Source organism: Streptomyces sp. NPDC006872 (assembly GCF_040635845.1).
Classification (GTDB): Bacteria; Actinomycetota; Actinomycetes; order Streptomycetales; family Streptomycetaceae; genus Streptomyces.
Genome location: NZ_JBEYIL010000011.1, coordinates 295,407 through 308,074, shown reverse-complemented (window position 1 = coordinate 308,074; position 12,668 = coordinate 295,407). Strand labels below are relative to the sequence as shown.

The window sequence follows — 12,668 nt, the reverse complement described above, 5'->3', positions numbered from 1 at the left end:
AATGCCCCCTGTCGGCGCAGAAGAGCCGCTGCGCCCGCACCCTGGAGGAGGGGGCAAAACATGGGTTCACCCCGAAGGTCCCGAAGACGGCGCTGGGCATCGCTGCTCGGGGCCACCGCGCTCGCGGTCACCGCGGGCGGGGCGCTGGCGGGTCCGGCCGGCGCCGCTGTCAACGTGGAATTCCCCACGCACTGTGTCCCGCCGCCGTTCGCGGGCCTCCCGCCGATCGACGGCACCACCACCGCGAGGATCACGGTGGACAACACCAGCCCCGAGGTCGGCGACACCGTCGCCGTGACCTACACGGTGGTCACGCCCGCCGCGAACAATCCCACCGCGCTCGACCTGCCGGCCGACATCATGACGCCGACGGGCCTGGTCACCCTCGGCGGCGCGCAGACCGGCAACGTCACCGTCGCGGGACCGAGGAGCAACCCCCCGGTGCCCGGCCTGGGCGCTTTCCCGTCGTTCTCCATGACCGGCACGTTCACGGTCACCTCGCCCGGCGCGATCACCCTCTCGCCCGGCGACTACAACATCCACACCAGCTACATCCTTGAGCTGGACACTCCCTGCACCGTGATCAACCCGCCGGCCCCGGTGTCGGAGACGATCACCGCGGCCGCCAACCCGCCGGCCAACACCCGTGCCATCTCACTGGGTTCGGCCTCCGGGGCGCCGGGCGCGGCCGTCGCCGTCACCGGCAGCGGCTTCACGCCGGGTGCGACGGTCACGCTGGCCGGGCGCTCCGGGGCGACCCAGACCGCGGACACGGCGAGTGTGGTCGCGAACGGGCAGGGGAACATCTCGGGCTCGCTCGTCGTCAGCGACCTCACCACGACCGGTGTGGTGGCGTACGAGGGCAGTGCCTGGGACTCGGCCGTCGGCGCCGGTCCGGTCGCCTACGTGGTCATCAACGACCAGCCCATACCCGAGGACAGTCAGAAGCTGACCACCGCGGTCCGGGCGGGCATCCTGTCGATGTCCCAGGCCGGGGACGCCGTGACGATGTCCACCGTGGACGTCGGCTCGGGTCAGGCCTCGACCGGGGCGCTCAACCCGGTGACGGTCAAGGACTTCCGTGGTGGACCCGCGGGCTGGTCCCTGACCGGCAAGGTCACCGACTTCAGCGCACCCGGCGCCAAGATCACCGCCGACAAGCTGAGCTGGACGCCCGCCTGCACCACCAAGGCGGGGAGCCCGAGCACCTGCCAGGCCGGGTCGCCCGGAGTCGTGGGCAGTTCGGGCGCGACCCTGGCGTCCACCCCGGACGCGACGGTCGCCGGCGGTGAGTTCACCGCGAGCGCCGGACTCTCCCTCGACGTACCGGCGTTCACGCCCGCGGGCACGTACTCCGGGATTCTCACCCTCACGCTCAGCTGACCCCTCACACCCAGCCGAGCGCAAGCATCACGTCCACCGGTGGCCGGGCGCCCGCCCCACAGGTCCGCACCCGCCCGTCCACCGAAGCCGTCGCAGCCCGTACGCGGGGGGTCCGCACCCATGCGCAAGCCGTACGTCCTCCTTCAGCCACTCCTTCTGCCACTCCTGCTGCCGTTCCTCGTGTGTCTGTTGTTCGCCGCGCCGTCCGCCCGCGCCGCCGACAACGGCAGCTGGTCCGTCTACCCGGTCTCCTCGGCCGTCGCCGCACGGCCCTACTTCTATGTCTCCGCCGATCCGGGGCAGACGATCGAGGACAAGGTCGTCCTCGCCAACAAGACGGCCGAGCCCCTCACCTTCCGGCTGTACGCGGCCGACGCCTACAACACCGAGCGCGACGGCGGGTTCGCCGTGAAGTCGCTGGGGGAGCGGATGCTCGGCGTGGGCGCGTGGGCCGAGCTGCCCGAGGAACGGGTCACCGTGCCCGCCGGCAAGACGCTCACCGTGCCGTTCACCGTCCGGGTGCCCGAGGGCGCCGAGCCCGGCGACCATCCGGGGGCCATCGTCGCCCTCGACGAACGCGTCGCCGACGGCGGCGGCAGCGTCGCACTCGGGGTACAGCGGGCGGTCGCCGCCCGGGTCTACCTCTCGGTCGGCGGTCCCACGCTCCCCGGGCTCGCCGTCGAGGACGTCCGCATCAGCCACCGCCAGCCACTGGTCCCCGGCCTGGGCGACAGCACGGCGACGATCTCCTACACCCTGCACAACACCGGCAACGTCACCCTCGAACCGAAGGTGGAACTGAAGGCGCAGGGGCTCTTCGGCCGCACCCTTCTGACCCGGGACCTCACCAAGATCCCGTCCCAGCTGCTCCCGGGCCAACGGGTCCATCTCACCGAACGCTGGCAGGGCGCCCCCCAACTCGACTGGGCGGACGTGAAGTTGACGGCCACCGCGACAGACACGAAGGAGTCGGCGACGGCGTCGTTCGTGGCGGTGCCATGGCTGGTGGTGACGGTGGTGTTCGTGGCGGGCGTGCTGGCGGGGGTGCTGTTGGTCAGAGCGCGTCGGGGCCGCGTTCGCCCGTCCGGACCCGAACGACCGTCTCGACAGGCAGTGCCCACACCTTTCCGTCGCCGATCTTCCCCGTCTGTGCGGCCTTGACGATCGCGTCGATGACCGCCTCGGAGTCCGCGTCGTCGACGACGACCTCGATGCGGACCTTGGGCACCAGGTCGACCTGGTACTCCGCGCCCCGGTACACCTCGGTGTGGCCGCGCTGCCGGCCGTAGCCGCTGGCCTCGGTCACGGTCATGCCATGCACGCCGAGCTCCTGCAGGGCCGTCTTGACCTCGTCGAGGCGGTAGGGCTTGACGATCGCGGTGATGAGCTTCATGCCTGGGGCTTGACCTTCTGAGCGGAGGGGAGGACGGACGCGCTGACCGGGGCGCCGTGGCCCAGGACGCCGTGATCGTATGCCGTCTCGGCGTGCACCGTAAGGTCCAGGCCGGTGTGCTCGTGGTCCTCGTCCGCCCGGAAGCCGATCGCCTTGTCGAGCAGCTTGCCGATGCCGTACGTGACGAGGAAGGCGTACGCGGCGACGACGATCACCGCGACGAGCTGCTTGCCGAGCTGGGCGAGTCCGCCGCCGTAGAGGAGGCCCTCCGCGCCGCCGGTCATGGTGTCCACCGCGAAGACGCCGATGAGGAGCGTGCCGATGACGCCGCCGACCAGGTGGACGCCGACGACGTCCAGGGAGTCGTCGTAGTTCAGCTTGAACTTCCAGCTCACGGCGTAGGAGCAGACGACGCCGGCGGCGAGGCCGACGACCAGCGCGCCGAGCAGCGAGACCGAACCGCAGGACGGGGTGATGGCCACCAGGCCCGCGACCGCGCCGGAGGCCGCGCCCAGCGTCGTCGGGTGGCCGTCGCGCCGCTGCTCGACGAAGAGCCAGCCCAGCAGGCCGGTGCAGCCGGCGGCGAGGGTGTTGAGGAAGGCGGCGGCCGCGAGGCCGTTCGCGCCGAGGGCCGAGCCCGCGTTGAAGCCGAACCAGCCGAACCAGAGCAGACCCGCGCCCAGCATGACCATGGGCAGGTTGTGCGGCCGCATCGCGTCCTTCTTGAAGCCCAGCCGCGGGCCCAGGACCAGGCACAACGCCAACCCGGAGGCGCCGGAGGTGATCTCGACCGGCAGTCCGCCCGCGAAGTCCAGCGCGCCCAGGCCGTCCAGGATCCAGCCGCCCGGGCCCCAGACCCAGTGGGCGACGGGAACGTATACGAGCAGCGCCCAGACGGGTACGAAGACCAGCCACGCCCCGAATTTCGCCCGGTCCGCGATCGCGCCGCTGATCAGCGCGGCCGTGATGATCGCGAAGGTGAGCTGGAAGGTGGCGAAGAGGAGGGTGGGGACCGTGCCCTGGACGCTGTCCGGGCCGATGCCCGCCATGCCCGCGTGCTCCAGGCCGCCGATGAGACCGCCGAAGGCGTCGTCGCCGAAGGCGAGGGAGTAGCCGGCGGTCAGCCACACGACCGTGACCAGCGCGATCGAGACAAAGCTCATCATGAGCATGTTGAGGACGCTCTTCGTGCGGACCATGCCGCCGTAGAAGAGGGCCAGGCCCGGGGTCATCAGCAGGACGAGGGCGGTGGCGGCGAGCAGCCAGGCGGTGTCGCCGGTGTTCGCTTGGGCGGCGGCCAGAGTCACGGGGTCTCCAACGATGCGGGGGGCTCGTCAGAGGGTCACCGGTCCCGGTTTCCGGTCGCGTACAGGTGTGTTTCCGTGACGTTTCGTTGCGTGGAGGTTTCCGGGAGCTCACCGCGGGGGGTGCTGCCGCTCGTGTGTGCGGCGGGGCTTGGTGGATCAGGGAGAATGGGCGGCATGAGCGTTCGTAACCAGTCATCCGAGCAGCCGGCCGAGGCCCCTCACCGCGCCGGCTTCGCCTGCTTCGTGGGCCGCCCCAACGCGGGCAAGTCCACCCTCACGAACGCTCTGGTCGGGAAGAAGGTGGCGATCACCTCGAACCGTCCGCAGACCACGCGGCACACCGTGCGGGGCATCGTGCACCGCCCGGAGGCGCAGCTGATCCTGGTCGACACCCCGGGTCTGCACAAGCCGCGCACACTGCTCGGCGAGCGACTGAACGACGTCGTGCGCGCCACCTGGGCCGAGGTCGACGTCATCGGCTTCTGCCTGCCGGCCAACGAGAAGCTGGGCCCCGGCGACCGGTTCATCGCCAAGGAGCTGGCCGGGATCAAGCGGACCCCGAAGGTCGCGGTCGTCACCAAGACCGACCTCGTGGACTCCAAGACGCTCGCCGAGCAGCTCATCGCGCTCGATCAGCTCGGCAAGGAGCTGGGGTTCGAGTGGGCGGAGATCGTGCCGGTCTCGGCGGTCGGCGATCAGCAGGTCGAACTGCTGGCCGATCTGCTGATCCCGATGCTGCCGGAGAGCCCGCCGCTCTACCCCGAGGGCGATCTGACGGACGAGCCCGAGCAGGTCATGGTCGCCGAGCTGATCCGCGAGGCGGCGCTGGAGGGCGTACGGGACGAGCTCCCGCACTCCATCGCGGTGGTCGTCGAGGAGATGCTGCCGCGCGAGGACCGCCCGGCGGACCGGCCGCTGCTCGACATCCACGCGAACATCTACATCGAGCGCACCAGCCAGAAGGGCATCATCATCGGCCCGAAGGGCAAGCGCCTCAAGGACGTCGGCATCAAGTCCCGCAAGCAGATCGAGGCGCTCCTCGGCACGCCGGTCTTCCTGGACCTACATGTGAAGGTCGCCAAGGACTGGCAGCGCGACCCGAAGCAGCTGCGCAAGCTGGGCTTCTAGGGTTCGCGGAGGGCTGTTGCGTCGGCAGCGAGTCCTGCAAGCAGATCGAGGCGCTCCTCGGCACGCCCGCCGCGCGGCGGTAGCCGCACGTTGATGCAGCCTGGACCTGCATGTGAAGGTCGCCAAGGACTGGCAGCGCGACCCGAAGCAGCTCCGCAAGCTGGGCTTCTGAGCGGGGCGGCACCGACTACGGCGGCACCGACGACGGCGTCACAAACAACAGGGTGTTCCTGTCGTTACTGCAGACAGTCTTTTCTGCTGGAGGAACACATGAGTGCCGAGCACACGCATCTGCCCCCGGGCGTCGAGGTCATCACGACCATGCCGGGGGCGGGCGCACGCATTCCGGCCGACGCCGAGGCGCGGAGCGTCAAGATCACCCTGGCGCCCGGCGACCCGGGCGCGCCCCCGCACCGGCACCCCGGGCCGCTCTTCGGTTATGTGACCGAGGGCGAGGTCCTCTTCGAGCTGGAAGGGCAGCCGCCCCGGGTGCTCAAGGCCGGTGACGCCGTGTTCGAGCCCGGCGGCGACGTCGTCCACTACCAGGGCGGCAACAACCTCGCGGACGCGCAGTCGCAGATTGTGGTGACCATGTTCGCGCCGCCCGGCACCCCGCTGCTGACCGTGCTCAGCGCGGATGAGCTGGCCGAACGACGCCACCTGCGTTTCGACCCCTCGCGCGGGTGAGGACGCGCCTCACCCGCCGTGCGGCGCGAGATCCTGCAGGCCCACCACCCTCAGCAACTGCAGCCGCTCATGCGCCTGAGTGCCCGGGCGGGCCGTGTGGATGACCAGGAGCTGGTGGTGTTCATGGCTGAGCAGGACCTCGCAGTCCAGGTCCAGCAGCCCCACCAGGGGGTGCCGGAAGCGTTTCGTCGCCCGGTGGCGCAGGGCGACCTCGTGTTCCTCCCACAGACGGGCGAACTCCTTGCTCCCGGCGCGTAGTTCGGCGACCAGGGCGGCCGGTTCCGGGTCGTCGGGGCGGGCCGCGGTCACCGCGCGAAGGTTGGCGACGACCGCGCGGGCGTGCTCCGGCCGGTCCTCCTCGGGGAAGAGCTCACGCGCGCTCGGGTCGAGGAAGTAGCGGCGGGCGAGATTGCGCTCCCGCCGGGGGCGGGACATCACGTCGAGGGTCAGGGCCCGCGCCATCGCGTTCTGGGCCAGCACCTCCGCGCAGTCGGTCACCACCTGCGCGGGGGTGTCGTGCAGCCGGTCCAGGATCAGCATCAGACCGGGCGGGACGTGCGCCGACGCCGTCTCCCGGCGCGGGGGCTCCTCGCCGGCCAGGTGGAACAGATGGTCGCGCTCGTCGGCGGTGAGCCGCAGCGCGCGGGCCAGCGCGGTCAGTGTCTGACGGGACGGGCACGGGCCCCGGCGCTGCTCCAGCCGGGTGTAGTAGTCCACCGACAGGCCCGCCAGCTGTGCCACCTCCTCGCGGCGCAGCCCCGGCGTACGGCGCCGGGGGCCGGCCGTCAGGCCCACGTCCGGCGGGGTCAGCCGGGCGCGGCCACGGCGCAGGAAGTCGGCGAGCTCGGGTCGGTTCACGCCTCCAGCCTGCGGGAGTGCGCCCGGCTTATCCAGGGTCTGCCGATCCCCCGATCGACAGGTCTCTCCCGGTCGCCCGGGATCCCGCCCAGGGTGGAGACGCCGGATCGAGCTCGATGATCGCGAGGAGAAGATCATGTTGACACTGGTGACGGGTACGACAGGACAGGTCGGCAAGCGGTTCGCGCCGAGGCTGCTGGCGCAGCGCGCGCCCGGGGAGACGGTGCGGGTGCTGGTGCGCGACGCGGAGCGCGGGGAGCGGCTCGCGGAGCTGGGCGCCGAGGTCGTGGTGGGGGATCTGCGGGACGAGGAGGCGCTCGGCAAGGCGGTGGCCGGGGCGGACGCGGTGGTGAACGTCGCGGCGTCCTTCCGGGGTGTGCCGGACGAGGAGGCGTGGGCCGTCAACCGGGATGCGGCGGTGGCTCTGGGGCGGGCCGCGCAGACCTCGGGGGTACGGCGGTTCGTGCAGGTCAGCACGGGTCTGGTGTACGGCACCGGGCGGGGGCGTCCGATGACCGAGGACGACGAGAGCCGGCCCGGCGGCGAGATGTGGGGCGCGTACACCGAGTCCAAGGCGGCGGCCGAGCGGGAACTGCTCGCGCTGGACGGGATCGAGGTACGGATCGGCCGGCTGCCCTTCGTCTACGGGGAAGGCGACCCGCACCTCGCGCAGTCCCTGCTCTGGGCGGCGAACTGGGCGTCGGTCCAGCGGTTGCAGATGGCCCACCACGCCGACGTCGCCCAGGGGCTGCTGCGCCTCCTGTACGCGCCGGCGGTGAGCGGCCCGCTCTACAACATCGCCGACGACGCCCCCGTCACGGCGCTCGAACTGCACGCGCTCAACGGTGTCGAGGCGCCCGCCGACCTGCACACCCGGACCGACCCCGACCCGTGGTTCGGGGTCATGTCCAGCGAGCGCATCCGCCGCGACCTGGGCTTCCGGCCGATCTACCCGTCGGTCTGGGCGGCCCGGGCCGCGGGGGCGCTGTAGTCCGGCGCCGCCGTCGTCACCTCTGGGTCCGAAGGACGTCCCGCAGCCAGGCGTACGACGCCTTCGGGGTGCGCTGGAGCGTTTCGTAGTCGACGTGGACCAGGCCGAAGCGGCGCGCGTACCCTTCCGCCCACTCGAAGTTGTCCAGCAGCGACCACACGAAGTAGCCGCGCACGTCGACGCCCGCTTCGACCGCCCGGTGCAGGGCGCGGAGGTGGCCGTCCAGGTAGGCGATGCGCTGCTGGTCGTCGACGCCCTCGTAGGAGCAGCCGTTCTCCGTGATGACGACCGGCGGGAGGCGGTCGCCGTAGCGCTCCTTGAAGGTCGTCAGCAGCTCGGTCAGGCCCTCGGGGACCACCGGCCAGCCGAAGTCCGTCACCGGGACGCCCTCGATCTGCTGGACGGAGAAGGGGAGTTCGGCCGGGATGGTGATCCCGCCGAACTCGATCTCGGCGCCCTGCGGGGCGCCCACCTTCGTCGGGGCGTAGTAGTTGACGCCGTACCAGTCGAGCGGCTCGGAGATCGTCTTCAGGTCGGAGGCCACGTCCCCCGGCATCAACTCGCCGAGCCCGTCCGGGTATTCGCCGAGCAGGACGGGCTCCGCGAACAGCCTGTTCAGCAGGAGGTCGTAGAACGCGGCCGCCTCCAGGTCGGCGGGTTCCCGGGAGGCCGGCCAGGTCGGGCCGTGCGAGTTGGCGATGCCGATGTCGGTGGCGCCGGCCGCGCGCAGGGCCTGGACGGCGAGGCCGTGCCCCAGCAACTGGTGGTGGGCGGCCGGGAGCGCGTCGAACAGGAGCTGCTTGCCGGGGGCGTGGGTGCCGAGGGCGTGGCCCAGCAGGGTGTGTTCGGCGGGCTCGTTGATCGTGATCCACTTCTTCACCCGGTCGCCGAGGCGGCCGACGACCACCGACACGTACTCGGCGAACCGGGCGGCGGTGTCCCGCTCCAGCCAGTCGAGTCGGGCCGGCAGGTCCCAGTGGAAGAGGGTGGGGACCGGGCGTACGCCGGCCGCGAGCAGTTCGTCGACGAGACGGTCGTAGAAGTCCAGGCCGCCGGGGGAGTTCACCCGGGGCCAGGAGATCGAGAAGCGGTAGGCGTCCACGCCGAGCCCCTTGAGCAGGGCCACGTCCTCGCGGTAGCGGTGGTAGTGGTCGCAGGCCACCGCCGCCGTCGAGCCGTCCTTCACATGCCCCGGCTCGGCCGTGAACGTGTCCCAGACGGACGGCTCGCGCTCGTCGACCGCGCCCTCGATCTGGTGGGCGGAGGTGGACACACCCCACAGGAAGCCGGCCGGGAACTGGGGGATCGGGTGCGCCGCGTCGCGCGGATCGTTCGCCATGGGCGGGATCATCCTTACCGATGGGTAAGGAAGTCAACGCCCCAGCGGGAAGTGCCGGTTGCCCGCCCGGTCAGGCGCCTTCCTTCAGCACCCGCGAGATCAGCCTGCGCTGCTCCTCGGTGAGTCCGGGGTCGGCCGCGTGCACCGTCTTCCCGTCGATCGTGATCTCGTACGAGAACCCGTCCGGGACCCCGACCGGACGGGAGCGGTGGCCGGCGGCGAGGACCCGCTCCGCCAGCGACTCGAACTCACGGGCATCGGGCCGCCCCGAGGTGTCCACCCCGGCGCTGCGCTCGATGCCCGCGAACCCGCCCGTGCGTGCTACCTGAATACGCATGGGTCCCTGTCTATTACGGACTCGGAGAATGCGCTACGCACTCGGAGAACGCGCCGCGGACTCAGAGAATCCGCACCCCCACCTGCTCCCACGCCTTGGCCACGGCCTGGAGCTCCTCCCCGCCGTCGCCGAAGCGCTCGCGCGCGGCCTTCACCGTGAGCCCCGCGAAGTCGGTGAAGAAGGCCCGCTCGCCGAGCTCGCCGCCGGTCAGGACGTCGTACCAGATCTGTCCGGCCTTCTCCCAGGCGTAGCCGCCGAGGGCGGTGGCGGCCAGGTAGAACGCGTGGTTGGGGATGCCCGAGTTGATGTGGACGCCGCCGTTGTCGCGGCCGGTGCGGACGTAGTCGTCCATCGTCGCGGGCTGCGGGTCCTTGCCGAGGACGTCGTCGTCGTACGCGGTGCCCGGGGCCTTCATGGAGCGCAGGGCGCTGCCGGTGACGTCCGGGGCGAGCAGCTCCGCGCCGATCAGCCAGTCGGCCTCGGCGGCGGTCTGGCCGAGGGAGTACTGCTTGATGAGCGAGCCGAAGACGTCGGACATCGACTCGTTGAGGGCGCCCGGCTGACCGTTGTAGGTCAGGTTCGCCGTGTACTGCGTGACGCCGTGGGCCAGCTCGTGCCCGATGACGTCGATGGAGTTGGTGAAGTCGACGAAGATCTCGCCGTCGCCGTCGCCGAACACCATCTGCTCGCCGTTCCAGAACGCGTTGTTGTAGCCCTCGTCGTAGTGCACGGTGGCGTCGAGCGGCAGGCCGTCGCCGTCGATCGAGTGGCGCTGGTAGGCCTTCAGGAACAGGTCGAAGGTGGCGCCGAGGCCGGAGTAGGCGCGGTTGACGGTGGCGTCCCGGCCGGGGTCCTGGCCCTCGCCGCGGACCTTGGTCCCGGGCAGCGAGGTGCCGTGCTCGGCGTCGTAGATCGTGCGCAGCGGCTGGTCCGACGGCGCCTTCGCGGTCGGGACGGCCGCGAGACGGTACTCCGTGGTCACCTGGCGGAGCGTGCGCAGCTCGCCGTCGCGCAGCAGGGTGCGCTGGGCGGGGCCGGCGAGAGCGGGGTTGTCGCTGCGCGCCAGCCGGTCGAGGATGTGCGGCGGTACGACGGTGCAGAAGACGGGCTCGAAGCCCCCGTGAGTCGTCATGTCCGGCACCCTTGCACTGCGTGATGTCGGTGTCACCATCGGCAACCATGATCGGTGAAAAACGGTGACAAACATGGCCGATCCATGGCTTTGAGTGGTATGGCGCACGTTTCGCACCATTGGTTCCGGTGGTCCCGCATACTGATACGGACCCGCGCGGCACAGGGGGCTCGGCTACAGTGCAGAGCACTATGCATTTCGGGCTGCTTCTCCTTAGCTGCCGCGGCGAGGGCCTGTAGTCGAGGCCGACTCCCTCCCCGCGGAGCTTGGTGTTGCGTGTCGGCCGTCCTTCCGTCCGGACACTTCCGGTCATTCTGAGGAGCCACCGCACCATGGCGAACCGCCAGCAGCCCAGCCACATGCCGATCCACAAGTACGGACAGTACGAGCAGGTCGACATCGCCGACCGCGCCTGGCCGAACAACCGGATCACCGTCGCCCCCCGCTGGCTCTCCACCGACCTGCGCGACGGCAACCAGGCCCTGATCGACCCCATGTCGCCCGAGCGCAAGCGCCGGATGTTCGACCAGCTGGTCAAGATGGGCTACAAGGAGATCGAGGTCGGCTTCCCGGCCTCCGGCCAGACCGACTTCGACTTCGTGCGCTCGATCATCGAGGAAGAGGGCGCGATCCCGGACGACGTCACGATCTCCGTGCTGACCCAGGCCCGTGAGGACCTGATCGAGCGGACCGTGGAGTCCCTGAAGGGCGCCAGGCGCGCCACCGTGCACCTGTACAACGCCACCGCGCCGGTCTTCCGTCGCGTCGTCTTCCGCGGCTCGAAGGACGACATCAAGCAGATCGCCGTCGACGGCACCCGGCTGGTCATGGAGTACGCGGAGAAGCTGCTGGGCCCGGAGACGGAGTTCGGCTACCAGTACTCGCCGGAGATCTTCACCGACACCGAGCTGGACTTCGCCCTGGAGGTCTGCGAGGCGGTGATGGACGTCTACCAGCCCGGTCCGGGCCGCGAGATCATCCTGAACCTGCCGGCCACCGTCGAGCGCTCCACGCCCTCCACCCACGCCGACCGCTTCGAGTGGATGAGCCGCAACGTCTCGCGCCGCGAGCACGTCGTGATCTCCGTCCACCCGCACAACGACCGCGGCACGGCCGTCGCGGCGGCCGAGCTGGCGCTGATGGCCGGCGCCGACCGCGTCGAGGGCTGTCTGTTCGGCCAGGGCGAGCGCACCGGCAACGTCGACCTGGTCACCCTGGGCATGAACCTGTTCTCGCAGGGCGTCGACCCGCAGATCGACTTCTCCGACATCGACGAGATCCGTCGTACGTGGGAGTACTGCAACCAGATGGAGGTCCACCCGCGCCACCCGTACGTGGGCGACCTGGTCTACACGTCCTTCTCCGGCTCCCACCAGGACGCCATCAAGAAGGGCTTCGACGCGATGGAGGCCGACGCGGCCGCCAAGGGCGTCACGGTCGACGACATCGAGTGGGCGGTCCCCTACCTGCCGATCGACCCGAAGGACGTCGGCCGCTCCTACGAGGCCGTGATCCGCGTCAACTCGCAGTCCGGCAAGGGCGGGATCGCGTACGTCCTGAAGAACGACCACAAGCTGGACCTGCCGCGCCGGATGCAGATCGAGTTCTCGAAGCTGATCCAGGCCAAGACCGACGCCGAGGGCGGCGAGGTCACCGGCAGCGCCATCTGGGCCGTCTTCCAGGACGAGTACCTGCCGAACCCGGAGAACCCCTGGGGCCGCATCCAGGTCCGCACCGGCCAGTCGACGACCGACACCGACGGCGTGGACACCCTCACCGTCGAGGCCACGGTCGACGGCGAGGACACGGTCCTGACCGGCACCGGCAACGGTCCGATCTCGGCCTTCTTCAACGCCCTGGAGTCCGTCGGCATCGACGTACGCCTGCTGGACTACCAGGAGCACACGATGAGCGAGGGCGCCTCCGCGCAGGCCGCCTCGTACATCGAGTGCGCGATCGGCGACAAGGTCCTGTGGGGCATCGGCATCGACGCGAACACGACGCGTGCGTCGCTGAAGGCGGTCGTCTCCGCCGTCAACCGCGCGACCCGCTGACCGCCCTGACCGGTGGTTTAGGGGCCCTGACCGCTGTATACGGCGGTCAGGGCCCCGTC

The 12,668-nt window shown here is 70.7% G+C and carries 12 protein-coding genes; 6 read left to right on the top strand and 6 right to left on the bottom strand.

From position 1 onward, the window contains the following. The first annotated feature begins 60 nt into the window (after positions 1-60). Entirely contained in the window at positions 61-1,383 is a 1,323-nt protein-coding gene (locus ABZ725_RS31250) for a beta-xylosidase (RefSeq protein ID WP_358805843.1), read from the top strand. Positions 1,384-1,503: 120 nt separating this feature from the next. Beyond that, the gene (locus ABZ725_RS31245) at positions 1,504-2,544 is read left to right on the top strand and encodes a DUF916 domain-containing protein (RefSeq protein ID WP_358805842.1); all 1,041 of its coding nucleotides are present in this window, start codon (positions 1,504-1,506) and stop codon (positions 2,542-2,544) included. Here the strand turns inward: ABZ725_RS31245 and ABZ725_RS31240 are convergent. Both ABZ725_RS31240 and ABZ725_RS31235 read right to left on the bottom strand, forming a co-directional pair. Continuing rightward, a complete protein-coding gene (locus tag ABZ725_RS31240; RefSeq protein WP_351917717.1) occupies positions 2,438-2,776 on the bottom strand; it encodes a P-II family nitrogen regulator in 339 nt (112 codons plus the stop codon). The genes ABZ725_RS31245 and ABZ725_RS31240 overlap by 107 nt on opposite strands. Next, complete coding sequence (locus ABZ725_RS31235; protein ID WP_358805841.1) at positions 2,773-4,083, bottom strand: ammonium transporter; 1,311 nt, start codon at positions 4,081-4,083, stop codon at positions 2,773-2,775. The genes ABZ725_RS31240 and ABZ725_RS31235 overlap by 4 nt, the downstream gene beginning before the upstream one ends. A 174-nt stretch (positions 4,084-4,257) precedes the next feature. Between ABZ725_RS31235 and era the strand changes: the two genes are divergently transcribed. Then, positions 4,258-5,211, top strand: a complete 954-nt coding sequence (gene era, locus ABZ725_RS31230) for a GTPase Era (RefSeq protein WP_351917721.1) — start codon at positions 4,258-4,260, stop codon at positions 5,209-5,211. A gap of 270 nt (positions 5,212-5,481) precedes the next feature. Further along, positions 5,482-5,898 (top strand): cupin domain-containing protein, encoded by a 417-nt coding sequence (locus ABZ725_RS31225; RefSeq protein ID WP_358805840.1) that lies wholly within the window; start codon positions 5,482-5,484, stop codon positions 5,896-5,898. Between the two features lie 9 nt (positions 5,899-5,907). On the opposite strand, the gene ABZ725_RS31220 is transcribed toward ABZ725_RS31225, so the two are convergent. Further along, on the bottom strand, positions 5,908-6,756 hold the full coding sequence (locus ABZ725_RS31220; protein ID WP_358805839.1) for a helix-turn-helix transcriptional regulator: 849 nt from the start codon (positions 6,754-6,756) through the stop codon (positions 5,908-5,910). A 136-nt stretch (positions 6,757-6,892) separates the two neighbouring features. Between ABZ725_RS31220 and ABZ725_RS31215 the strand changes: the two genes are divergently transcribed. Beyond that, positions 6,893-7,747: an NAD(P)-dependent oxidoreductase gene (locus ABZ725_RS31215; RefSeq protein ID WP_351917727.1), complete on the top strand. Its 855-nt coding sequence runs from the start codon at positions 6,893-6,895 to the stop codon at positions 7,745-7,747. 16 nt (positions 7,748-7,763) lie between these two features. Here the strand turns inward: ABZ725_RS31215 and ABZ725_RS31210 are convergent, their stop codons facing one another. The 3 genes from ABZ725_RS31210 to ABZ725_RS31200 all read right to left on the bottom strand — a co-directional run bounded on the left by ABZ725_RS31210 (position 7,764) and on the right by ABZ725_RS31200 (position 10,555). Beyond that, complete coding sequence (locus ABZ725_RS31210) at positions 7,764-9,086, bottom strand: GH1 family beta-glucosidase (RefSeq protein ID WP_358805838.1); 1,323 nt, start codon at positions 9,084-9,086, stop codon at positions 7,764-7,766. Between the two features lie 70 nt (positions 9,087-9,156). Next, complete coding sequence (locus ABZ725_RS31205) at positions 9,157-9,423, bottom strand: protealysin inhibitor emfourin (protein ID WP_351917731.1); 267 nt, start codon at positions 9,421-9,423, stop codon at positions 9,157-9,159. 61 nt (positions 9,424-9,484) lie between these two features. Then, the gene (locus tag ABZ725_RS31200; protein WP_351917732.1) at positions 9,485-10,555 is read right to left on the bottom strand and encodes a M4 family metallopeptidase; all 1,071 of its coding nucleotides are present in this window, start codon (positions 10,553-10,555) and stop codon (positions 9,485-9,487) included. A gap of 332 nt (positions 10,556-10,887) precedes the next feature. Between ABZ725_RS31200 and leuA the strand changes: the two genes are divergently transcribed. Continuing rightward, positions 10,888-12,609 carry a 2-isopropylmalate synthase gene (leuA, locus tag ABZ725_RS31195; RefSeq protein ID WP_358805837.1) on the top strand — a complete coding sequence of 574 codons (1,722 nt, stop codon included), beginning with the start codon at positions 10,888-10,890 and terminating at the stop codon, positions 12,607-12,609. Positions 12,610-12,668 lie beyond the last annotated feature (59 nt).

Bases quoted from the DNA above. Each gene is read 5' to 3' on its own strand.
- ABZ725_RS31250 (WP_358805843.1), top strand. From the start codon at position 61: ATGGGTTCACCCCGAAGGTCCCGAAGACGGCGCTGGGCATCGCTGCTC.
- ABZ725_RS31245 (WP_358805842.1), top strand. From the start codon at position 1,504: ATGCGCAAGCCGTACGTCCTCCTTCAGCCACTCCTTCTGCCACTCCTG.
- ABZ725_RS31240 (WP_351917717.1), bottom strand. From the start codon at position 2,776: ATGAAGCTCATCACCGCGATCGTCAAGCCCTACCGCCTCGACGAGGTC.
- era (WP_351917721.1), top strand. From the start codon at position 4,258: ATGAGCGTTCGTAACCAGTCATCCGAGCAGCCGGCCGAGGCCCCTCAC.
- ABZ725_RS31225 (WP_358805840.1), top strand. From the start codon at position 5,482: ATGAGTGCCGAGCACACGCATCTGCCCCCGGGCGTCGAGGTCATCACG.
- ABZ725_RS31215 (WP_351917727.1), top strand. From the start codon at position 6,893: ATGTTGACACTGGTGACGGGTACGACAGGACAGGTCGGCAAGCGGTTC.
- ABZ725_RS31210 (WP_358805838.1), bottom strand. From the start codon at position 9,086: ATGGCGAACGATCCGCGCGACGCGGCGCACCCGATCCCCCAGTTCCCG.
- ABZ725_RS31205 (WP_351917731.1), bottom strand. From the start codon at position 9,423: ATGCGTATTCAGGTAGCACGCACGGGCGGGTTCGCGGGCATCGAGCGC.
- ABZ725_RS31200 (WP_351917732.1), bottom strand. From the start codon at position 10,555: ATGACGACTCACGGGGGCTTCGAGCCCGTCTTCTGCACCGTCGTACCG.
- leuA (WP_358805837.1), top strand. From the start codon at position 10,888: ATGGCGAACCGCCAGCAGCCCAGCCACATGCCGATCCACAAGTACGGA.